Origin of the sequence: Steroidobacter flavus (assembly GCF_042651805.1) — a bacterium.
In the GTDB taxonomy this organism is placed as follows: Bacteria; Pseudomonadota; Gammaproteobacteria; order Steroidobacterales; family Steroidobacteraceae; genus Steroidobacter; species Steroidobacter flavus.
Map to the genome: position 1 here is coordinate 183,779 of NZ_JBHSDU010000003.1, position 22,696 is coordinate 206,474.

The following is a 22,696-nucleotide window of genomic DNA, read 5'->3' on the forward strand; positions in this document are numbered from 1 at the left end:
CTAGATGTCCGCGAATGATTTGCCCGCCACTTATAACGACAAGGTCGTTCGCCAGTTCGCGATCATGACCGTCGTCTGGGGCATCGTCGGCATGGCGGTGGGCGCGTTCATCGCCGCGCAGCTGTTGTGGCCGGCGTTGAACTTCGATGTTCCCTGGCTGACTTACAGCCGCCTGCGTCCGCTACATACGAACGCCGTGATCTTCGCGTTCGGCGGCTGCGCGCTGTTCGCCACCTCGTACCACATCGTGCAGCGGACCTGTCACGCACGACTGTTTTGCGATCGGCTCGCCGCGTTCACGTTCTGGGGCTGGCAAGCGGTGATCGTGGCCGCGGCCATCACGCTGCCGCTGGGCATCACTCAGAGCAAGGAATACGCCGAGCTGGAATGGCCCATCGATCTGCTGATCGCGATCGTGTGGGTGTCGTACGGCGTGGTGTTCTTCGGCACCATCGTCAAGCGCAAGGTGAAACATATCTACGTCGCGAACTGGTTCTTCGCCGCGTACATCATCACCATCGCGGTCCTGCATATCGTCAACAACATCGCAATCCCGGTCTCGCCGACCAAGTCGTACATCGTTTACTCCGGCGTCGTCGACGCCATGGTGCAGTGGTGGTACGGCCACAACGCGGTGGGCTTCTTCCTCACCGCCGGCTTCCTCGGAATGATGTACTACGTCGTGCCCAAGCAGGCCGGCAAGCCGATTTATTCCTATCGCTTGTCCATCGTGCACTTCTGGGCGCTGATCTCCATCTACATGTGGGCCGGCCCGCATCACCTGCACTACACCTCGCTGCCGGACTGGGCGCAGTCGTTGGGCATGGTGTTCTCGCTGATTCTGCTGGCGCCGTCGTGGGGCGGCATGATCAACGGCTTGATGACCATGTCGGGTGTGTGGCATCGCCTGCGCACCGATCCCATCCTGAAGTTCCTGGTCGTGTCGCTGTCGTTTTACGGCATGGCGACGTTCGAAGGCCCGCTGATGTCCATCAAGACGGTGAACGCGCTGTCGCACTACACCGATTGGACCATCGGTCACGTGCACGCCGGCGCGCTCGGCTGGGTTGCCTTCATCACCATCGCGGCGATGTATCAGATGATTCCGCGACTGTTCGGCAAGCAGCAGATGTACAGCGTGAAGCTCATGGACGCGCACTTCTGGGTCGCCACCATCGGCATCGTGTTGTACGTCACCTCGATGTGGATCGCCGGCGTGATGCAGGGCTTGATGTGGCGCGCGGTGAACGCCGACGGCACGTTGACCTACACCTTCGTCGAAGCCCTCAAGGCAACGTATCCGTACTACGCCATCCGACTGCTCGGCGGCCTGATGTTCCTGACCGGCATGCTGATCATGGCCTACAACGTGTGGCGCACCGTGCGCGACACGCAGCCGGTCGATTCGCCTGTGCTCGCTCCCGCCACCAGTCATTGATCGCTCATCATGAAACACGAACTCGTTGAAAAGAAGATTGCGTTGATGGGAGCTCTCATTGCCGTCGTCATCAGTGTCGGCGGCCTCGTAGAGATTGCCCCGCTGTACATGCAGAGCTCGGTCATCGAACCGTCGCCGGGCATCAAGCCGTACTCAGCCCTCGCGCTCGAAGGCCGTGACGTGTACGTGCGCGAAGGTTGTTACAACTGCCACTCGCAGATGGTGCGACCGTTGCCGGCCGAAACCGAGCGCTACGGTCACTACTCCATCGCTGGGGAAGCGGTGTACGACCATCCGTTCCAGTTCGGCTCCAAGCGCACCGGCCCGGATCTCGCGCGCGTCGGCGGTCGCTACACGGATGAATGGCATCGCATCCATCTGACCAATCCTCGCGACGTGGTGCCCGAGTCGAACATGCCCGGCTTTCCGTGGCTCGCCGAACGCACCCTCGATCCCGCCGGCACCCAAACAAAGATGCAGGCGCTGCAGAAGATCGGCGTGCCGTACACGGCAGAGGAAATCGCAGCCGCGCCGGAAGCGGTGCGTAACCGCACCGAGATGGAAGCGTTGATCGCTTACATGCAAGGCCTGAAGTTTTATGGCGAGCCCAAGGCCGCCGATGGTTCCGCGAAGGGGCAGAAATGAATATTGAACTGAACGTAGGGTTGGTGCGCGGGTTACTGACACTGATCTTGTTTCTGGCCTTCATGACCCTGTGGGCCTGGGCCTGGAACAAGAACCGTCAGCCGGACTTCGACCGCATGGCGCGCCTGCCTCTCGAAGATCAAGACTCGAACCCGGAACAGCCGCGATGATCCGCCAACCCGCCAGTGTTTTTATCATCGTCTTCACCGCGATCAACATCGTCGCCTGTCTGTGGCTCATGTGGTGGACCGCGCGCACGCGCGTGGCCGCAAACGATGCATCCGAAGACTCGGCCACGACTGGCCATGTTTGGGACGGCGATTTGGAAGAGATGAACAACCCGCTGCCACGCTGGTGGCTGGGCCTGTTCATCATCACTATTCTCTTCGGCGCCGGCTATCTCACCTTCTATCCCGGCATGGGCAACTTTGCCGGCACGTCGAAGTGGAGCTCCGCGGGTGCGTATGAAGAACAAGTTGCCCAGCAACGCGCGAAATTCGAAGAGAAGCTGGCCTCGTTGAAAGATCGCTCGCTGAAGGAGCTGGCCAACAACGGCAGCGCCATGGCGACCGCGAAGAACTTGTTTGGCGCCAACTGCGCCGGCTGCCACGGCTCGGATGCGCGCGGCGCGAAGGGCTTTCCCAACCTCGCCGATAAGGATTGGCTGTGGGGCGGCGATGAAGATCGCGTGCTGGAAACCATCGCGCAGGGCCGTCACGGCATGATGCCGGCACTCGGCAGCGCGCTCGGCGAACAAGGCGTGAAAGAAGTTGCTTCCTATGTCGTGAGCTTGAGCGGCGGCAAAGCGCCGGCTGACTGGGTCGCCGCCGGTCAGCAGCGCTTCGCGATGATGTGTGTCGGCTGTCACGGCGTGGACGCGAAGGGCAATGCGATGCTCGGCGCGCCGAACCTCACCGACAACGTCTGGCTGCACGGCGGTGACTTCGACACCGTGCGTGCAACCATCACCAATGGTCGTGACAACCAGATGCCCGCTCACAAAGACTTGCTCGGCGACACCAAGGTGAAATTGCTCGCCGCTTACGTGCTCAGTCTCAGCGAGCCCGAGATGCATGTCGCAAACTGAACAGCCCACGTCGCAGTCCCGCTGGCCGCACTTCCTGGAAGATCTGGGAGTGCTGCTGTGGGCTTCGTTCCTCGCGGCCTGCGTCGCCACGCTGGTGTTCTTCGGTTTCTTCGACCCGCAACTGCTCGTGGATGATGTCGCGCCGCCGGCGTGGCTGGCCGATCGTCGCGCCGGCTACACCGTCGGCTTTTTCTTTTTCTGGATGATGTCCGCCATCGCCAGCTTTCTCACCGCCTACCTGATCGAGACCCGAAACAGCGCGGCGGACAGGGAACCTCGATGAATCCCGCTCGCGCTCCGCAGCCCGTCAACAATGACGGCGGCCTTTATATTGCTCATCAGAAGGTGTATCCGCGCGAGGTCGCGGGTCGCTTCAACCGGCTGCGCGTCGCCGCCACCATCGCGCTGCTCGGTTTGTTTTATGCGATGCCGTGGCTACAGTGGGACGGCCGGCAGGCGGTGCTGTTCGATCTGCCCGCGCGCAAGTTCTATATCTTCGGCCTGACGTTCTTTCCCCAGGACTTTTTCCTGCTGACCTGGCTGCTGATCATCGCGGCCTTGTCCTTGTTCTTTTTCACCGCCCTGGCCGGCCGCTTGTGGTGCGGCTTCGCCTGCCCGCAAACGGTGTGGACCGAAATCTTTGTCTGGATGGAGCGCTGGACCGAAGGCAATCGTCAGCAGCGCATGCGACTCGACAAGTCGGCGTGGTCCCCCGAAAAAGTGGCGCGCAAGACTGGCAAACAACTGCTGTGGATCACTTTCGCGCTCTACACCGGCTACACCTTCGTCGGTTATTTCACGCCGGTGCGCACGCTGACAGGCTCGGTGCTGACGGCAACCGTCGGTGGCTGGGAGCTGTTCTGGATTCTGTTCTACGGCTTCGCCACTTATGGCAACGCCGGCTACATGCGCGAGCAAGTCTGCAAGTACATGTGCCCGTATGCGCGCTTCCAGGGTGCGATGTTCGATCGTAATACCCTGGTGATTTCCTATGACACCAAGCGCGGCGATCCTCGCGGCTCTCGCGCACGCAACGTCGATGCCAAAAGCAAAGGGCTCGGCGATTGCATCGACTGCAAGCTGTGCGTGCAGGCGTGCCCGACCGGTATCGACATTCGTCAGGGCCTGCAAATGGACTGTATCGCCTGCGCCGCCTGTATCGACGCGTGCGATGACGTGATGGATAAGATGAACTATCCGCGCGGACTGGTTCGTTACACGACCCAGAACGCCATGGATAACAAGCCCACCCGCGTCGTCAGGCCGCGCACCATCATTTACGGCACGGTGCTGCTGGCATTGATCGTCGGATTCGGCGTGGCGGTCGCGAATCGTCACCTGGTCGAAGTCGACGTGCTCCGCGACCGCAATGCCCTGTATCGTTCCATCGAAGGCGGCCTGGTGGAGAACGTCTACACCATCCGATTTATCAACAAGGATACGCGTGAGCACGCGCTGCGCATCGGCGCTGAAGGCATCGACGGCGTCACGGTCGATACCGATCGGGACTTGCAACGGGTCGGCGCTGGTGAAGTCGTGAGCGTGGCCGTCCGCGTGCGCGCTCCTAGCAGCGCCATCAGCGGGGGTCGGGATATTCAGATCGTGGTTCATTCCGACGACGGCGTCATCGAAGCCAAGTCCAAGGCGCGCTTCATCGCCCCGGTGGCTCGATGACCACTTTCTGCTTCCATTGCGGTGAGCCGTTGCGAGGATCGACGCTGGTTGCACGCGTCGAGCAGCGCGATGAGCCTGTGTGCTGCAGTGGATGCCAGGCCGTCGCCGAGCTCATCGCCGGCACCGGCCTCGGCGATTTCTATCGTTATCGCGACGGCAATTCGGTGCGCCCGAGCGAACAGAATCAGACCGACAAGTGGCGCGTCTACGCCGATCCGCAATTCGCTGCTCAGTTCACACAGACCACGCAGGGACAAACATCCGTCACGTTGCTGATCGAGGGCCTGCGCTGCTCGGCATGCAGCTGGCTGATCGATCAAGTCTTACGACGGCACGCTGGCATCCACGACGTGAGCGTGAACGCCGCGACCGGCCGCGCCAGCGTCATGTGGGACGGCACCAAACTGAACCTCGCCGATGTCATGCGCACCATCGCGCAGCTTGGTTACACCCCGCATCCGGTCACCGATGAAACCGTCACTCGGGCGTTACGTCAGGAACGACGCGACAGTCTGAAGCGCCTGGCCGTCGCGGGCTTCGGCATGATGCAGGTCATGATGTTTGCGGTCGCCGTCTACTCGGCCGAGCTCGCGCACGAGATCATGGAGCCGTCGCTGCTCAACTACTTCCGCTTCGTCAGCCTGCTGGTGGCGACGCCCGTCATGTTCTATGCCGGCGCGCCGATTCTGCTGAGCGCGTGGAACAGTCTGCGAAGCCGCTCGATCGGCATGGACGTGCCAGTGAGCATCGCGCTGGTCCTCGCCTATGGCGCGAGCGTGTGGAACACGTTCAATGGCGCCGGCGGCGAGGTGTACTTCGACTCGGTCACCATGTTTATTTTCTTCCTGACACTCGGGCGCTTCGTGCAGATGAGCGTTCGCCAGCACACGGCGGGCGTCACCGATGCGCTGGCGAGACAGTTGCCGTCGATTGCCCATCGAATCGGCGCGGATGGGATTGAAGATGTGCCGGTGACCTCACTGCGCGTCGGCGACGTGATCCAGGTGCGTCGGGGCGAAGTGCTGCCGGCGGACGGCCAGTTGCTCGACACCGAAGCTCATATCGACGAAGCCATGCTCACTGGCGAGTCGCTGCCGGTCCGACATCAACTGGGCCAGCGCGTTGTCGCGGGCACCATCAACGTCGATGGCCCGATCAGCATCGCGATCACAGCGCTGGGTGCCGACACCGCGCTGTCTCACATCGTCGCGCTGATGCAGAGAGCTCAAACATACAAGCCCGCGCTGGCTCGCAATGCCGACGCCGCCGCCGGTAAGTTTCTCGGCTACGTACTGATCGGAGCCGGGCTCACGTGCGCGGCATGGTTGGCGATCGACCCGTCGCAAGCCTTTGCTGCCACACTGGCGGTACTCGTCGTCGCTTGTCCTTGCGCCTTCGCGATTGCCATGCCCGCGGCACTCGCCGCCGCGACAGCGAGCCTCGGGCGCCACGGCATCCTCCTGACCGATCCGGACGCGCTCGAAAGCCTGGCGAAAGTGGATCACATCGTCTTCGACAAGACCGGCACGCTGACTCGAGGCGAGCTGCGAGTTTCCAAGTGCACCTCACTGGACGGTCTGTCCGCGCCGCAATGCCTGCAGATTGCAGCCCTGCTCGAACGAGCTTCCGAACATCCGTTGGCCCGTGCGTTCGTGCCTTATCTCGACAAGGGCACCGTTGAGGATCTACAGACTGTCGCCGGCCGCGGCGTGCAGGGACGAGTCGACGGTCGTTTGTATCGCATCGGCACGCCCGACTTCGTCGCCGAGCTCCGCCAGGAACAGCATCGGTTGACGCCACCCGCCGAACTGATCGGCAGTGTCATCATGCTGGGCGATGAGCACCATGCGCTCGCGTGGTTCGAGCTCACCGACTCGCTCCGACCCGCCGCGCACAGCGCCGTAGACCAGCTGCGCTCGCTGAACATCGAACCGCAAATCCTCAGCGGCGATGCTCATGGAGCCGTACAAGCTGTGGCCCAGCAGTGTGGCATCGCTGAGTCTTTCGCCCGGCGCACGGCGAAGGAGAAACTTACGCACGTGCTGAACCTCCAGAAGGAAGGCAAGCGCGTTGCCGTCATCGGCGACGGCGTAAACGATGCTCCGGTGCTGGGCGCCGCCGATGTTTCTATCGCGATGGGCCGAGGCGCGGCGTTGGCTCATGCCAGTGCCGGGCTGGTGCTGGTCAGTGACAATCTGGCCGCCCTTCCTGAAGCCGTCCTGCTCGCACGACGCACTTTGCGGATCGCGAAACAGAATCTGTTGTGGGCCGCGATCTATAATCTGGGCTCGATCCCGCTGGCCGCGCTCGGCTTCATTCCGCCGTGGCTCGCGGCGCTGGGCATGTCGCTCAGCTCGGTCGCCGTAGTATTGAATTCGACTCGACTGTTGCCGCGCGCGTCCCGAAGCACCGCTGCGCCATCGGCCATGACATCCGCACATCTGCGGGAGACGACGGCATGAGCATTCTGTTCGTTCTGATTCCGCTGAGCCTGGCGCTGGTGGTGTTCGCCGGCTGGGGCTTCTTCTGGGCCGTGAACACCGGCCAGTTCGACGATCTGGAATCGCCGGGCTGGGACGCGTTGCGCGACGACGCTCCAGCCGATGCCCCGAATCAAGATGGCTGACGCGACCGACGCCATCAGTCTGTCGGCTGCGTTCATCGCCGGTGTCGCCGGCAGCGCTCATTGTTTTGCCATGTGCGGCGGATTGGCAGGCGCTCTCGGCATGCGAGCACGCACCACCGCGACGAGTCCTGGTAGCGCATTCACCAATGCCCTGTCCTATCACGTCGGTCGGCTGAGCGGATATGCAATGGCCGGCGCAATCTGCGGCTTGATCGGCGCCTCGCTGCAAGCGGTGCTCGACCTCGCACGCGTCGGCGCGACATTACGCATCGCCAGCGGCGTGCTGTTGATGTTGATCGCTCTGCGAATGCTGTCGCCGTGGAACCCGCTGCGATGGCTGGAAACATTGGGCGCCAAGTTCTGGCGTCAGCTGCAACCGTTCACGCTCGGTACGAGCAAATTGACCGGCCACACGCACGCCATCGCGCTCGGCTTTCTGTGGGGCTGGTTGCCGTGCGGACTGGTCTACTCGATGTTGCTGTTCGCGGCCCTCAGCGGCCACGCATGGAATGGAGCGGCGATTCTGCTCGCGTTCGGCTTAGGCACGCTGCCCTCGATGCTGACCAGCAGTGTGCTCGCCTCTCAGATGCAACGTTTCCTCAAGAGCCGCTGGCCGCGATTCGCCAGCGGTGCGTTACTGCTGTTGTTTGGCGCCTGGATGATCTGGGTGTCGATCCCCGCAACGGGCCACGCGCATCATCATTGATTCAGTCGGCTCAGCGCCGCCTCGAGGTTGTCACAAAAGTTTTCCGGGCCGATCAGATCGACGATGCCGGCCCGACGCAGCTTGCCGGCCACTCGCTCGTTGGCGCCAGTCAACATCACACGCACTTTGCGCCGCTGCAGACCGCGAATGACTTCCTCCAGCGTCTGCAGCCCGGTGATGTCCATAAATGGCACCCAGCGCAACCGGATGATGAGCACTTCCGGATCGGTGCCCGTGCTCGCCAGCGCCCGCTCGAAGTTCTCCACCGCACCAAAAAAGAACGGCCCCTCCACCGCAAAGGCCAGCACCCCAGGCGGAAAGCTCAGCCCGCGATGTGCGAACTCGCGACTCAGGTCCTGATGCGTCTGCTGTTGCACTTCCACGCTGCTCGACATCCGGCGCAGGAAATGTAACGTCGCGACGATCACACCGATGTTCACAGCCACAACCAGGTCCACGAACACCGTGAGCCCGAACGTCACCAACAGCACCACCACGTCGGCCGGCGGTGCGCGTCGAACCATTTTGACGACGTGGCCCGCCTCGCTCATGTTCCATGCGACCACGAACAGAATCGCCGCGAGTGCCGCCAACGGGATGTGCACAGCTAACGGTGCGAGCGCGAGCACGATGAGCACCAACGTCAGCGCATGCGTGATGCCGGCGAGCGGGCTGGTGCCACCGTTACGAACATTGGTCGCCGTTCTTGCCAACGCACCGGTGGCCGCGAAGCCGCCGAACAACGGCGCCGCCATGTTGGCGATGCCCTGCCCGATCAATTCCTGATTCGAATCGTGACGAGTGCCGGCCATGCCGTCGGCAACCACAGCCGATAACAGCGACTCGATCGCGCCCAGCATCGCGATGGTGAACGCGGGCCCGATCAGCTCGATGACCCGATCCACCGTGATTGCCGGCATTTGCAACGAAGGCAGGCCGCGTGGAATGCCGCCGAACGCCGAGCCAATGGTCGCCACGCCTTTGATATGAAACATCGCCTGCACGAGGGTGGCGAACAGCAGGCCGAGCAGCGGCCCCGGCACGCGCTTGAGAGCAGACACCTTCGGCGTGAACAGCACGATCAGCAGCGTCGCAGCCGCCAGCGCGGTCGTGCCGAGTTGTGCCTGCGGAAACGCCTGCAACGAATGCCAGAGCTTTTCGTGGAAGTGTCGCCCCTCCACCGCGGGCAGCCCGAAGAAGTCATGCCACTGACCGACCCAGATGACCACGGCAATGCCGGCGGTGAAGCCCAGGATCACCGGATCGGGAATGAACTTGATGATGGCGCCGAGTCGCGCAATGCCCAGCAGCAGTAGCATCACGCCAGCGAGCAGCGTGGCGATCTGCAGGCCATCGATGCCGTGCTCGGCGGTGATGCCCGAGAGAATGACGATGAACGCGCCGGTCGGTCCGGCGATCTGCAGACGGCTGCCACCGAACATCGAGACCAGCAGTCCGGCGACGATGGCCGTGTACAGGCCCTGCTCGGGCTTCGCGCCCGAGGCGATCGCGAACGCCATGGCCAGCGGCAGGGCCACTACGCCCACGACGACGCCGGAGACGATGTTTCGTGCCCACTGGGCGCGGCCCAGCAGGCCGGCGCGATGTGCCTCCAGAATCGCAATCATCGAGAATGTTCCCTAAGTCTGTGTAGGGGATGCCCCGCGAGATTATGCGGCAGCGCCCCGGGCAGCAAACAACCAATGCCCCGCATGACATAAGTGTCAGTCCGTAGTGACGACCTGCTGCTCGTGCGGGACCCTCGTCCAGGCATAAGGCGGTTGCCTAAACCGGCTCGGACCGGCAATTCATGATGAACCGTTGTGACAGCGGCACACGCCGTGCCACACATTCTGTCCGATAGTCGACGTATGCCATTGTCCGCTTTCATCGGTGCCGGTTCGCTGTCGCAGCGCCGGCATGCGCAAATGCAGGGCAAGCCCCTGCCGCGGACCTGGTACCGGCCCCTGCAGTTGCTGTGCTCGTTACTGGCTCGTCCCTTCGTGGGCGGGCTGCATGCGCGCCTGCACGAGCTGGAAAGCGAGCTCGACGTGCTCAACAGTTGCAGCATCGTGTCGAGCACCGACGGCAGCGGCCGCATCACCCACGTCAACGAGCTGTTCTGTCGCGTCAGTGGCTACTCGCGAGAGGAACTGCTCGGTCGCAATCACAACGTGATCAACTCGGGAGCTCACCCCCGCAAGTTCTTCATGGAAATGTACCGGAACATCGCCACGGGTCAGCCCTGGCGCGGCGAGATCTGTAATCGCGCCAAGAACGGCGAGGACTTCTGGCTGGACATGACCATCATCCCGGCCACCGACGGCTCGGGCCGAGTGGTCCGCTACACGTCAGTCTGCATCGATATCACAGAGCGCAAGAAAACCGAGGCGATGCTGGTTCGATTGCGTGAGCGCCATGCGCTGGCCATCGACGGCTCCGGCATCTGCCTGTGGGATTGGGATCTGGTGCGCGACTCGGTGGAGTTCGACGGCAACTGGGGCGCGATGCTCGGCTACACCAGCGAGGAAGTGGCACACACGCCGCGCGACGCCTGGAATCGCAATATGCATCCGGACGATCTCGCGAACACGATGCATCAGATCGAACGGCACTGTCACGGCGAAACCGCGTACTTCGAGAGCGAGGCACGCATGCGTCACCGGGACGGCCACTGGGTATCACTGCTGTTTCGCGGCTCGGTCAACAAGCGCGACCCGAACGGTCTGGCGTTACGAATTTCCGGCACGGCCATCGAAATCTCACAGCTCAAGCAGGCTGTGCGCCAGGCGGAGCAATCCGAAGCTCTGCTCAAGACGGTCATCGACCTGCTACCGCAGCGAGTGTTCTGGAAAGATTGCGAAGGCCGCTTCCTCGGCGCGAATCGGAACTTCAAATCCGACGTGGGCGTGGAAAATATCGTCGGCAAGACCGATCGGGAAGTGGCCTGGGCCGGCGCCCAACCCGACGGCACTCAGGATCGGCACATCATGGAACATCGCCAGCCGGTGCTGAATCATGCACAGCAGCTCATGGACGGCGATCAAATCGAATGGCGCACCACCAGCAAGGTGCCGCTCATCGACGCGCGTGGCGAAGTGTGGGGCGTGCTGGGCACCTATCAGGACATCACGCCTTACAAGATCGCCGAAGCCGAGCTGATCAAAGCGCGCAACGCCGCCGAAGACGCCAGCAAGGCGAAGAGCGAATTCCTGGCCACCATGAGCCACGAGATCCGCACGCCGATGAACGGCGTCATCGGCTTCACCGATCTGCTGTTGCAGACGCCGCTGAATCCCGAGCAGCAGTCGATGGCCAGCACCATCCGCGATTCCGGCCGGGCGCTGATGACCATCATCGACGACATTCTGGATTTCTCGCGCATCGAAGCGGGCCGGGTTTCAGTCGAGCTGGCGAAAGTCGATGCCAGAAAAATTGCGAGCGACGTGCTCGCGCTGTTGCGCCCGCGGGCGGTCGAGAAACAACTGGAGTTCGACGTGCAGTGGCCGTCGGGCGTTTCCGCCATCGTGCTCGGCGATGCCGGTCGCTTGCGACAGGTGCTGGTGAATCTCGCGTCGAACGCGATCAAGTTCACCGAAACCGGTCGCGTCATCATTCGCGCCGTGGACGCCGATGGCATGTTACGTTTTGAGGTGGAGGACACGGGCATCGGCATCACGCCCGATCAGCTCCCTCGCCTGTTCTCCAAGTTCACACAGGCCGACTCCTCCACCACGCGCAAATACGGTGGCACGGGACTGGGCCTCGCGATCTCCAAACAGCTCGTGGAATTGATGGGCGGTCAGATCGGCGCGCACAGCCAATCGGGTGTCGGGTCGACGTTCTGGTTCACGCTGCCGTCCGCTCAGCGCACGGAGTTGACCGCGACGAATCGGGTCCTGAAATTGGATGCCAGCCTCGACGCCGCCGATCGGCGGTGCTCGAGTACATCGGCTCCGCGAGTGCTGGTCGTCGAGGATCATGCCGTCAATCGTATGCTGGCGACCCGCCTGCTGGCCAAGCTCGGCTGTGAGGTGGAATTCGCCGAGAACGGTCTCATTGCCTGCGAGCGCGCCTCGCTGCAGAGCTACGATTTGATCTTCATGGATTGTCAGATGCCGGAAATGGACGGCTTCGAAGCAACGCGCGCCATTCGCGAGCGAGAGCAAGTCCTGGGCCGCCATACACCGATCGTCGCACTCACTGCCAATGCCATGAGCGAGGACCGCGACCGCTGTCTGCAGGCGGGCATGGACGACTACATCACCAAACCCTACTCCGTCGCCGACTTCGAGCGAACCTTGCAGCGCTGGTGCAGCCCTCAGGCGTTGCCCGCGATGGGCATCGAGAAATAAACCGTCGCACCGCGCCCTTCGGCGCCCTCCGCCCACGTGCGGCCGCCGTGACGCTGCACGATACGTCGCACGTTCGCCAGACCGACGCCCGTGCCTTCGAAATCCTTCTCCGCGTGCAGGCGCTGGAACACGCCGAACAAGCGATCGGCATACTGCATGTTGAAGCCCACGCCATTGTCTTTGACGTAGTAAACGACTTCGTTGGTGCCCACATCGGCACCGATCTCGATCTTCGCCGGATCGCGCGGCCGCGTGTACTTCACGGCGTTCGCCAGCAAGTTCACCCACACTTGCTTCATCAGCTGCGGATCGCCCACGGTGTCCGGGATGGCGCGACGCTCCCAATCGATGTGCCGATCGCTCAACTCCGGCCCCAGCTCCTGGAAGGTTTCGTCGATCAGGTCATCCATGCGAATGCGTTGCCGATGCATGGCCGCGCGTCCGATACGTGAGAACGCCAATAGATCGTCGATCAACCGGGTCATGCGCAGCGCCGCCTTCTGTACGGTCTGGACGTGCCGCCGTTCCTCCGAGTTGAGCTTGGCGCCGGCCGACGCTTCGAGCATCGACACATAGGAATGAATGTGGCGCAGGGGCATGCGCAAATCGTGCGAGACCGAATGACAGAACGACTCGAGATCGGCATTGGCCGCCAACAGATCGTCGTTCTTCTCGCGCAGGGCACTGTTCAACTCCGTGACCTGCTCGGCGATGCGCACGCGCTCGCTGATCTCCTGCTCCAGCTCGTGCCGCGCTTTATCCAGCTCGACGAACACCGCCACCTTCGCGCGCAGCACCTCGGGCTCCAGCGGCTTCATCAAATAATCCACCGCACCGGCCGAGTAGCCGCTGAACACCATCTCCGCCGTGCGCATCATGCCGGTGAGAAAGATGATCGGCGTGGCTCGCGATCTTTCACGCCCGCGAATCAGCGCCGCAGCCTCGATGCCGCTCATGCCCGGCATCTGCACATCGAGCAGGATCACGGCGAAGTCATATTCCAGCACGCACTTGAGCGCCTGCTCGCCGCGCCGGGCGGTGATCAGATTCTGCCCCAGCCCTTCCAGCACGGCCTCCAGCGCGTCCAGATTCGCCTGCTCGTCGTCGACCAGCAGAATGTTCGATTTGTGAGCCGCTTTGATCATCGCCAAACTCCCTCAACATGCCTTGCGATACAGCCGGTGGCGCCGCGACAGCAATTCATAATCCGATTCGTGCCGGGTCAGGTGCAACGACTCGCTCTGTCCCAGTCCCAGAAATCCCAGTCGCACCAGGCTGTCGCTGAGCAGCTGATACACCCGGTAACGCAACGCCTCGTCGAAATACATCAGCACGTTGCGACAGAAAATCACATGAAACTCGTTGAACGATGCATCGCGCGCCAGGTCGTGACGAAACACGGCGATCCGATCCAGCACCGCAGGATCGATCACTGCCGAGGTCGTGCCGCGCATGTAATAGTCGGACAGCGCACGTATGCCGCCGGCCGCACGATAGTTCTGTTCGTATTCCTCGAGCGCCGCCAGCGGCAAGACGCCCGAGCGTGCCTGCTCCAGCACGACCTCGTTGAGATCGGTCGCATAGATGCGGCAGCGGTCATACAGCCCTTCTTCGCGCAACAGAATCGCCAGCGAATAGGCTTCCTGCCCGGTGGAGCAGCCGGCGACCCAGAGCCTCGGATACGGATACGTGCGTAACAACGGCACGACACGCTCACGAAACAAACGAAAGAAACCTGGGTCGCGAAACATGGTCGTGACCCGCAGCATGAGCCGGTCGAGCACATGCGAGAGAAAGCGGGGATCGTCACGAATGCGATCGCTCAGCTCCCCGATGCCCGACAGGCCTTCGCCACTGATCAGGCTACGCACGCGCCGATACAAGGCGCGCTTGCCGTAACCGCTCAGATCCACGCCGCTGAGATCGAACAGACGGTCCAGGAACTGATGCAACTCCAGTCCTGGGGCGTCATGTCCGTGCGCGTCCACTGGGCTAGCGCTGCTTGTACAGCCACACTCGCAGCATGGAGCGCAGCTGATCCAGATCCACCGGCTTCGCCAGATAGTCCGAGGCGCCGGATTTCAAACATTCCTCACGCGCCCGCGCCATGGCTTTGGCGGTGAGCACGATGATGGGCAGATTCGCGTGCCGCTCGATGCGACGGATCCGGCGGATCGCCTCGAAGCCGTCCATCTCGGGCATCATTACGTCCATCAGCACCACGTCGAAATGTTCCGGCGACTGCATGATCTCGATAGCGGCGGCACCGCTCTCCGCGTAACGCACGCGCATGTGATGACTCTCGAGGCCGGCGGTGATGGCGAAGATGTTTCTCACATCGTCGTCCACGACCAGCACGCTTCGTCCTCGCAGCAGCGGATCTTCTTTGCGCGCACGCTCCAACAGCTGGCGCCGCGATTCCGGCAGACGCGACGCTGGGTAATGCAACAGCAGCGCCGTCTCGTCCAGCAGCCGCTCAGGCGAGCTGGCATCTTTGATGATGATGGCTTCGGACACCGCGCGCAGCTCGGTCTCTTCGGTGCGCGACAGCGGCTTGCCGGTGTAGATCACCACCGGCGGCGAGCTCCTACCGAGCCGGCGGTGCATGGTCGCGATCATGTCGGCGCCGCTCATGTCGGGCAGCATCAAGTCCGCGATCATGCAGTGGAAATGACTTTCGCTCAGCGCCTGCAGTCCTTCGGCCGCCGTGCCTTTCGCCACGATTTCAACGTCGGTGGCATTGAACAGATCGACCACCGCCTGACGCTGACGCTCGTCGTCCTCGACGATCAACAGCCGACGCGCCGGGCTGTCGAGCAGCGCCAATGTTTCGCCGAGCACGCCATCCAACATTTCGCGCGTGACGGGCTTTTGCAGGAACGTCAGCGCGCCTTGCATGAGCGCCCGCTCGCGCTGATCTTCCACCGAGATCACATGAACCGGGACGTGTCGCAGTTCCGGATCGTGCTTCAAGCGATCCAGCACCGCCCAACCGTTGCTGTCCTTGAGCAGCAGATCGAGCGTGATCGCGCTCGGCTTGAAACGTCGCGCGGCACGAATCGCTTCCTGCGCCGACCGTTCGATGATGACTTTGAATCCTTTCTCGCGAGCGAAGTCGGCCAGCACCGCGGAGAAACTACGATCGTCCTCGATGATCAGCAGAATGCGATCGTCCGGCGCGAGGTTGGAGCGATCGTCATCGGCAACTTCCGGCGCGTCATCGAACGCATCGATATCGGCAAGCTTCGACTCTTCCACTACCGCACGCGGCGTGAGGCGGGCGATTTGGGGCTCGGGCGCTTTCACAGCCGGCGCGTCGGGGGTCAGCGTCACCGGCAGGTACAACGAGAATGTGCTACCCACGCCCGGTTTGCTCTCGAGCGAGAGCGCGCCTTGTAACAAACGACTGAGCTCGCGACTGATGGACAGTCCCAACCCGGTGCCGCCATACCGCCGCGCGGTACCGGCGTCCGCCTGTTGGAAAGCTTCGAACACGATTTCACGACGGTCCTCGGGAACGCCGATGCCCGTGTCGATGACCCGGAAGGCGACGACGGCATCCGCGTTCGCCAACGCCGAAGCATGGCCGCCCCATCCTGAAGTCACGCGCTCGATCTTGAGCGTGACGCCGCCCTTGGACGTGAACTTGAATGCATTCGACAGCAGGTTGCGCAGGATCTGTTGCAAGCGGCGGCCATCAGTCACCAGCGTGGACGGCACATCGGCGCCCACGTCCACCGTGAACTTGAGATGCGCATTCTCGGCAACGTGATCGAACGCCTGGCGCATCTGATAGGTGATGTCGGCAATCCGCACCTGCGCCACATCGGCCGTGACCGTGCCCGACTCGATCTTCGCCAGATCGAGGATGTCATTGATCAGTTCCAGCAGATCGTTGCCGGCGCCGTGGATGGTGTTGGCCCGCTCGACCTGCTTGGCCGTCAGTGTGCCCTCGTTGTTCTCGGCGAGGATCTTCGAAAGAATCAGCAAACTGTTGAGCGGCGTGCGCAGCTCATGTGACATGTTGGCCAGGAACTCGGACTTGTACTTGGAGCTGAGCGCCAGCTGCTGCACTTTGTCTTCCAGCGAGAGGCGGGCCCGCTCGACTTCCTTGTTGGCGCGCTCCAGCGCCTCGCGCTGCTCCTGAAGCACCGTCGCCTTCTCTTCCATCTCGACGTTGCTCTGCTGCAGCTCCTCGTTGACCTGTTCCATTTCAACGTTGGCCTGCTGCAGCTCGGTCTGCTGCTCGCGCAGCTTCTCCGACATGGCATTCGCTTCTTCCAGCAGCTCCTCGGTCCTCAGCGAGGCTTGCAGGGCGTGCAGCACCGTGGCGAAGCTGTCGCAGAAGCGACGAAGCAATGTGAGTTGTGCCCCGGAGAAACTGGTCAGCGTGGCCAGCTCCAGCACGGCCTTGACCTTGCCCTCGAACACGGCGGGCATCACTACGACCTGTGCCGCCTTCGCCTGACCGAGCGCCGAGCTGACGCGCAGATAATCTTCGGGCACCTTGTCCAGCACGACCCCGTTGGCGTCGCGAAAACATTGACCGATCAAGCCTTGGCCGCGAGCGATCCGCTGCGGCGGATTTTCGCCGGCATAGCTGGCCTGCAGCTCGAGGGTGTCTGAGGTATCCGATTGCGGAGCGTAGATCAGCGATTGTTTCGCGCCGACCAGAATGGCGAGCTCCGAGAGCACCTTCGCGCCCAGTTTGGCTGGATCGCGAGCCCCTTCGAGCAAACGTGACAAGCGCGCCAGGCTGCTGTTCATCCAATCCTGTTCGGCCAGCGCCTGCTCGCGGGCGGCGATCTGGGCCGCCATGCGATTGAACATCACGGCAAGCTGGCCCAACTCGTCGTCCCGTGCAACCGCCACAGCCTGCTGATAATCGCCTCGACCCACTCGCGAAGCGCCTTCCGACAACGCCGCTACCGGACGCAGGATGCTGCGAGTCACGAGCCAGCCGACGAACGCGATCAGCACCACCACCGTGATCGATCCGTACATGACGACTTGCTGCGTCATCCGCTCGTTATCGGTGGCACGCGCCCGCCGTTCGTCCAGCAAGCGCCCTTCTTCCACTTCGATGGAGCGGGTCAGCCCGTCGATACGATCCATGAGGGCCAGGCCACTGGCGACCATTGCAACCGTATCCGGACGCTGCGGGTCGAGCAACAGTCGCAAGGACTCGAAACGTTGTCGAACCAGGGGCACCAGGGTGCCGATGAGTTGCTGCTGGGTGGAGTTGTCCGCCGTGAGCGACCTGAGTTCGGTGAGCGTGCGCTCGACATTGACGAACGAAGTATCGAACTGCTCGCGGAACACCGGGTGGCCGGTCAGTTTGAAGCCGCGAGTCGCTCCCTCCGCCAGGCGGATCAGGCCGACCGCATGCTCGTTCGCCTTGAGCACTTCCAGTGAATGTTGCACCCACTGTCGTTCTTCGCCCGCTGCCTTGAGCCGTGAATTCACCGCCACGCTGAACAACGCCAGCAACAGCAGCGCAACACCGAAGCCCGCGCCGATGCGCACACCGACAGACAGTAATGAGCGACGGGCGGGTTCTAATGGGATGGCGGCAACCGACGGCCCGGTATCGAAGCCCGCCGTGGCGCTGAAGTCCCTATTGGGGGCAGGGTCAGCCAGCCCGGTCTGTCCAAACGAGCTGGCGTGCATGTTCCAGTAACTGTTGCAACATCGAGGGCGGACGGAAGTTATAGTCGCGCAGGACGATAGATATGGCGGGTGCCGGGAGCAATCGGTAGTTAACGCGCCTACAGCATTCGCTGCCGACGACGCGATGGGGCCGAAAGTCGCCTTGCACCGATCATTGCCATGTCGCGCTCCGTTGCCGCTCCAACGGTGGTAACAACAACAAAATGGCGTCAGATGCCTTGTTTTCCCGCGCGATGTAAACTGCAAACGCGAGATGGGACATCAGGGAGAGGTGGGGATGAATAAAGCAGCGCACCCGGTCGTCCATATCTTGGATGACGACGATGAGGTCCGCGATGTACTGACGGCTGTCGTGCAAGCCGCCAATCATGTCGCTATTTCTTACAGCCGGCCTTCTCAGTTCCTGGAGAAGCTCGATTCTTCGCAGCCCGGCACCTTGATCCTGGACGTCCGCCTCCCGGAAATGAGCGGGCTGGAATTGCAACGTCACTTGAACCGCATCGGCTCGCTGCTGCCGGTGATCCTGATCACCAACCACGCCGACATTCCCATGGTGGTGGAAGCCATGCGCGAAGGCGCGTTCGACTTCCTGGAGAAGCCGGTCCGGCACCAGGACCTGATCGACCGGGTCAACGCAGCCATCAAGAAGGACGCGCAGAATCGCGAAGGTATCCGCCGGCACGCCGACATCCGCTCCCGTTTCCTCACGCTCAGCGCCCGGGAGAAAGAAGTCCTGCAGCTGGTGGTGGACGGGCGCGCCAACAAAGTGATCGCGCTCGACCTGGGGCTGAGCGAGCGCACCGTCGAGGTCCATCGCGGCAACATCATGGACAAGATGGGAGCGCAGTCGCTGGCCCATCTGGTCCGCATGCACATGATCATTCAGTCCGGCATGGGCAACGCCTGAGACCGCCGCTCCCGGCCCGCACAGCGAACGCCTCTTCGCCGGATGAGGCGTTCCCTCATTTCCCCGGGAATGTGCGTTTCGATATGACGAAACGCCGCGATGTGATGTTGAATCGCGCCACTTGATCGTTTCCTGGCTTCACCTCGGTTCCCAGTGGCATCCGGCTCCCGCACCAGACTCGCGCTCGGCATCTTTTCGGCTTGCACCGTGCTCGCCGTGACCCTGGCCGTTGCAGCGAAGCTGTTTGTCAGCCGCTTCGACACTATCGAAGACGCGCGTACCGCGCAGAAGGCGGAGCAGATCGTTCAGGGGATAGACGCCGATCTGAATCAGCTGGCCATCAGCACGCGGGATTACGGCCAGTGGGACCAGATGTACAACTACATCCAGCAGCCCACCCAGCAGTTCGTCGACGTGAACTTCACGCCCGACTCCCTGGCGAGCATGGAAGTCGACATGGTCGCGATCCTGAATCCCCAGGGCGAGCTGATGTTCTCGGCCGAGCTGCTCGAAGATGAGCGGCGGCTGCGCTTTCCGGCGCCGCCCGGACTGCTGCGATTCGCCAGCCATCTGCGCAGCGATCCGCAGGACTGGCACAACCGCCCGCCGGTTGGGCGCATCGTGGATACGCCGCGCGGCCCGATGGCGTTTTCCATCGTCGAGATCAATCGTTCCGACAAGAGCGCCCCCACCGGCGCCCTGCTGCTGTTCCTTCGCTTTTTCGATCCGGACGAGATCGCTCGCATCGGCCAGACCAGTCAGCTGCCGGTGACCATGACCCGGGTCTCGGGCGACGAGCTCGAGTACGCCCGGCTGCCCGACGAGGTGCGCGGGTGGGTCGCGACCGCCGGCAGCCCGATGACCTTCGGCGCCAACCTCGACGACGAGCGAGCGATGAGTTACGCGTTGCTACGAGACATCCACAGCAAGCCGGTCGCCCTGCTGAGCGCGCCCAGCACTCGTGATATCGCGACGCTCGGTCGTCGCACCACATTGATGCTGATCGGCACTATCGCTCTGGTGCTGCTCGCCTGCGTCGCATCTTTAACCTTCCTGGTGCTGCGACTCAAACAAAGCTGGGAGCGGCAGGTCGCGGCGGAGCGGCGTCATCGCCAGACGCTCGATCACGTCGGCGAGCACGATTCGCTGACCGAGCTGCCGAATCGCGTGTACCTGCGCAAACGTCTGCCGCAGCTGCTGCATGAAGCCTCGGAGAGCGGTCGGCCGCTCACCCTGCTGTATGTGGACCTCGACCATTTCAAACACGTCAACGAATCGCGCTGCCACGGCATCGGCGATCAATTGATCAAGATCGTCGCACAGCGCTTGCAGGCGGCCACGCGCCCCGCCGACATCGTGATCCGTTCCGGCGGCGACGAGTTCGTGGTGGTTGCGCCGATGCTGGAGAGCATGCTGGAGATTCGAGCGTTGGCCAGCCGCCTGCTGGAAGCGGTACGCGAGCCCATTCCGTTGAGCGATATCACTGTCTCGATGACCGCGAGCATTGGCGTTGCGGTTTATCCGCACGATGGCATGGATGCGGAGGCACTGCTGAAACATGCCGACATTGCGCTGTATCGCGCTAAAGAATTGGGCCGTGACAACTTCCAGCTGTTCGACGCGAATATGAACACCGAGCTGGCCGAGCACGTCGCCATCGAACAGGCGCTGCGCCGGGCCATCGGCACCTCGCAGATCTATCTGGAATTCCAGCCGCTGGTGGATTTGCAGAGCGGCCGGCTCACTTCATTCGAAGCGCTGGCGCGCTGGCGACATCCGGAGCTCGGCGTCGTCTCGCCCGGACGTTTCATTCCCGTGGCGGAAAAGAGCGGTCTGATCGTGCCGCTGGGCGAGCAGATCCTGCTTATGGTCATCAAACAACTGCACGCCTGGCAGCAGGCCGAGGTGCCGCTGGTGCCGGTAGCCGTCAACGTGGCGCCGTTGCAGTTCGAGCGCACCGACTTCCCGACCCGCTGCCACGAGCTGGCGCTTCAGCACGAGCTCGATCCCAAGTGGCTGTCGTTCGAAGTCACCGAGTCGGCGTGGCTGCAGAACTCGACCAAGAGCGTGGTGATGATCGATACCTTGCGCCACGAAGGCTCGAAGGTTTATCTGGACGACTTCGGCACCGGCTTCTCGAACCTGAGCTATCTGAAACATCTGCCCATCGACGCGGTGAAGATCGACCAGGCGTTCGTCAGAAACATCACCGTCGACGCCGGCGACGCGGCCATCGTGCGCGGCGTGCTGGCCATGGCCAAGCAATTGAACATCGACACCATCGCCGAAGGCATCGAGACCGCCGAACAGCTCGACTACCTGCGCGAGATGGGCTGTCATCGCGGCCAAGGCTATTACTTCAGCAAGCCGATCCCGGTCGATCAGTGCCGCGCGCTGCTGGAGGAGATGGACGAAATGCGCCGCTTCACCGAAACCGTGAAAGCTCGGGCGCTACAAGTGACGATGGCTCAGGCGCCCGCCGCGTAGAGCAGAATCGCGCCGGCGATCTCGTTCAATGGCAGGGTCCGCTGCGCGCCACCAAGGCGGATCGCCTCCTTGGGCATTCCGAAAACCACACAGCTCGCTTCGTCCTGCGCCAGCGTCGACGATCCGCTCTCGCGCATCTCTTTCAGTCCGCGTGCGCCGTCGTCGCCCATGCCGGTCATGATGACGCCCATCGCATTCGGACCGGCGCAGTTCGCCACCGAACGGAACAAGACATCGACCGACGGCTTGTGACGATTCACCAGCGCGCCGTCGAGCACTTCAGCGTAGTAGTAGGCGCCACTGCGTTTGAGCATGAGATGCTTGCCGCCGGGCGCGATCAGCACATGACCCGGAAGCAGTCGTTCGCCCGTAGTCGCTTCGCGAACGGTGACCTGGCAGATCTTGTTCAACCGGTCGGCGAACGCGGCAGTGAATCGCTCAGGCATGTGCTGAACGGCAATGATGCCCGGTGCATCCTTCGGCAATACCTTCAACACCGCTTCGAGTGCCTGAGTGCCACCCGTCGACGTGCCGATCGCGACGATGCGCTCAGTGGTGCGTTTCATCGCGCCGGTTGTGGCAGCGAGCACCGCGTCGGCGGTGAACTTCTGCCCGGCCCGGCCGGCGTCCGCAGCGGGCTTGAGCGGGCTCGGGAGAACGGCCGCGGGTCTCGAATCCGAGCGAGCCGAGGGAGTCAGCCGCTTCACATTCGCCGAAGCCGCGGCTTTCACTTGAGCAATGATGTCCGTGCTCGCATCGAGCAGGAAATTCTTCACGCCCATCTTCGGCTTGGTAACGATGGCCACGGCACCCGCCGCCAGCGCATCGAGCGTGGTCGCGGCGCCCGCTTCGGTGAGCGACGAGCACATCACGACCGGCGTCGGCCGCTCGCTCATGAGCCGTCTCAGAAAAGTAATGCCGTCCATGCGCGGCATCTCGACATCGAGCACGATCACATCCGGGCTGAGCGTCTTCAAGCGCTCGAGCGCGAACACCGGATCGGACACCGCCGCGATGACTTGGATCTGCGGGTCGCGCGTCAGCATGTCGCTGACGACCTGACGCACGACCGCCGAATCATCGACGATCATGACATTGATC

At 62.6% G+C, this 22,696-nt stretch carries 17 protein-coding genes; 12 read left to right on the forward strand and 5 right to left on the reverse strand.

Annotation, left to right across the window (positions count from 1 at the left end; all coding sequences use genetic code 11):
- The first annotated feature begins 4 nt into the window (after positions 1 to 4).
- Genes ccoN through ACFPN2_RS06355 form a run of 9 tightly spaced genes read left to right on the forward strand, consistent with a single transcriptional unit; the run spans position 5 to position 8,176 of the window.
- Positions 5 to 1,438: a cytochrome-c oxidase, cbb3-type subunit I gene (ccoN, locus tag ACFPN2_RS06315; protein ID WP_380595773.1), complete on the forward strand. Its 1,434-nt coding sequence runs from the start codon at positions 5 to 7 to the stop codon at positions 1,436 to 1,438.
- Positions 1,439 to 1,447: 9 nt separating this feature from the next.
- On the forward strand, positions 1,448 to 2,083 hold the full coding sequence (gene ccoO / locus ACFPN2_RS06320) for a cytochrome-c oxidase, cbb3-type subunit II (RefSeq protein WP_380595774.1): 636 nt from the start codon (positions 1,448 to 1,450) through the stop codon (positions 2,081 to 2,083).
- Positions 2,080 to 2,253: a cbb3-type cytochrome oxidase subunit 3 gene (locus ACFPN2_RS06325; RefSeq protein ID WP_380595775.1), complete on the forward strand. Its 174-nt coding sequence runs from the start codon at positions 2,080 to 2,082 to the stop codon at positions 2,251 to 2,253. Before ccoO ends, ACFPN2_RS06325 begins: the two co-directional genes overlap by 4 nt.
- Positions 2,250 to 3,170 carry a cytochrome-c oxidase, cbb3-type subunit III gene (ccoP, locus tag ACFPN2_RS06330; protein WP_380595776.1) on the forward strand — a complete coding sequence of 307 codons (921 nt, stop codon included), beginning with the start codon at positions 2,250 to 2,252 and terminating at the stop codon, positions 3,168 to 3,170. The genes ACFPN2_RS06325 and ccoP overlap by 4 nt, the downstream gene beginning before the upstream one ends.
- Complete coding sequence (locus tag ACFPN2_RS06335) at positions 3,157 to 3,453, forward strand: hypothetical protein (RefSeq protein WP_380595777.1); 297 nt, start codon at positions 3,157 to 3,159, stop codon at positions 3,451 to 3,453. The genes ccoP and ACFPN2_RS06335 overlap by 14 nt, the downstream gene beginning before the upstream one ends.
- Positions 3,450 to 4,844, forward strand: a complete 1,395-nt coding sequence (gene ccoG, locus ACFPN2_RS06340) for a cytochrome c oxidase accessory protein CcoG (RefSeq protein ID WP_380595778.1) — start codon at positions 3,450 to 3,452, stop codon at positions 4,842 to 4,844. Before ACFPN2_RS06335 ends, ccoG begins: the two co-directional genes overlap by 4 nt.
- Positions 4,841 to 7,306: a heavy metal translocating P-type ATPase gene (locus ACFPN2_RS06345; RefSeq protein ID WP_380595779.1), complete on the forward strand. Its 2,466-nt coding sequence runs from the start codon at positions 4,841 to 4,843 to the stop codon at positions 7,304 to 7,306. Before ccoG ends, ACFPN2_RS06345 begins: the two co-directional genes overlap by 4 nt.
- Entirely contained in the window at positions 7,303 to 7,470 is a 168-nt protein-coding gene (ccoS, locus tag ACFPN2_RS06350; RefSeq protein WP_380595780.1) for a cbb3-type cytochrome oxidase assembly protein CcoS, read from the forward strand. The genes ACFPN2_RS06345 and ccoS overlap by 4 nt, the downstream gene beginning before the upstream one ends.
- Positions 7,463 to 8,176, forward strand: coding sequence for a sulfite exporter TauE/SafE family protein (locus tag ACFPN2_RS06355; RefSeq protein ID WP_380595781.1), 714 nt, complete (start codon positions 7,463 to 7,465; stop codon positions 8,174 to 8,176). The genes ccoS and ACFPN2_RS06355 overlap by 8 nt, the downstream gene beginning before the upstream one ends.
- Here the strand turns inward: ACFPN2_RS06355 and ACFPN2_RS06360 are convergent.
- Entirely contained in the window at positions 8,170 to 9,804 is a 1,635-nt protein-coding gene (locus tag ACFPN2_RS06360) for a SulP family inorganic anion transporter (RefSeq protein WP_380595782.1), read from the reverse strand. The two genes, ACFPN2_RS06355 and ACFPN2_RS06360, sit on opposite strands and share 7 nt — an antisense overlap.
- 243 nt (positions 9,805 to 10,047) lie before the next feature.
- On the opposite strand from ACFPN2_RS06360, the gene ACFPN2_RS06365 reads away from it, so the two are divergent.
- Complete coding sequence (locus ACFPN2_RS06365; protein ID WP_380595783.1) at positions 10,048 to 12,531, forward strand: PAS domain S-box protein; 2,484 nt, start codon at positions 10,048 to 10,050, stop codon at positions 12,529 to 12,531.
- On the opposite strand, the gene ACFPN2_RS06370 is transcribed toward ACFPN2_RS06365, so the two are convergent.
- The 3 genes from ACFPN2_RS06370 to ACFPN2_RS06380 are packed head-to-tail and all read right to left on the reverse strand — an operon-like array spanning position 12,498 to position 18,201.
- Positions 12,498 to 13,676 carry a sensor histidine kinase gene (locus tag ACFPN2_RS06370; protein ID WP_380595784.1) on the reverse strand — a complete coding sequence of 393 codons (1,179 nt, stop codon included), beginning with the start codon at positions 13,674 to 13,676 and terminating at the stop codon, positions 12,498 to 12,500. The two genes, ACFPN2_RS06365 and ACFPN2_RS06370, sit on opposite strands and share 34 nt — an antisense overlap.
- Before the next feature lie 12 nt (positions 13,677 to 13,688).
- Positions 13,689 to 14,483: a CheR family methyltransferase gene (locus ACFPN2_RS06375; RefSeq protein ID WP_380595785.1), complete on the reverse strand. Its 795-nt coding sequence runs from the start codon at positions 14,481 to 14,483 to the stop codon at positions 13,689 to 13,691.
- Between the two features lie 40 nt (positions 14,484 to 14,523).
- Positions 14,524 to 18,201, reverse strand: a complete 3,678-nt coding sequence (locus tag ACFPN2_RS06380; protein WP_380595786.1) for a response regulator — start codon at positions 18,199 to 18,201, stop codon at positions 14,524 to 14,526.
- A gap of 277 nt (positions 18,202 to 18,478) precedes the next feature.
- On the opposite strand from ACFPN2_RS06380, the gene ACFPN2_RS06385 reads away from it, so the two are divergent.
- Together ACFPN2_RS06385 and ACFPN2_RS06390 are read left to right on the forward strand one after the other, a co-directional pair.
- Positions 18,479 to 19,108 carry a response regulator transcription factor gene (locus ACFPN2_RS06385; protein WP_380595787.1) on the forward strand — a complete coding sequence of 210 codons (630 nt, stop codon included), beginning with the start codon at positions 18,479 to 18,481 and terminating at the stop codon, positions 19,106 to 19,108.
- A gap of 153 nt (positions 19,109 to 19,261) precedes the next feature.
- The gene (locus ACFPN2_RS06390; protein WP_380595788.1) at positions 19,262 to 21,595 is read left to right on the forward strand and encodes a putative bifunctional diguanylate cyclase/phosphodiesterase; all 2,334 of its coding nucleotides are present in this window, start codon (positions 19,262 to 19,264) and stop codon (positions 21,593 to 21,595) included.
- Here the strand turns inward: ACFPN2_RS06390 and ACFPN2_RS06395 are convergent.
- A complete protein-coding gene (locus ACFPN2_RS06395) occupies positions 21,577 to 22,686 on the reverse strand; it encodes a protein-glutamate methylesterase/protein-glutamine glutaminase (protein ID WP_380595789.1) in 1,110 nt (369 codons plus the stop codon). The two genes, ACFPN2_RS06390 and ACFPN2_RS06395, sit on opposite strands and share 19 nt — an antisense overlap.
- Between the last annotated feature and the right edge of the window lie 10 nt (positions 22,687 to 22,696).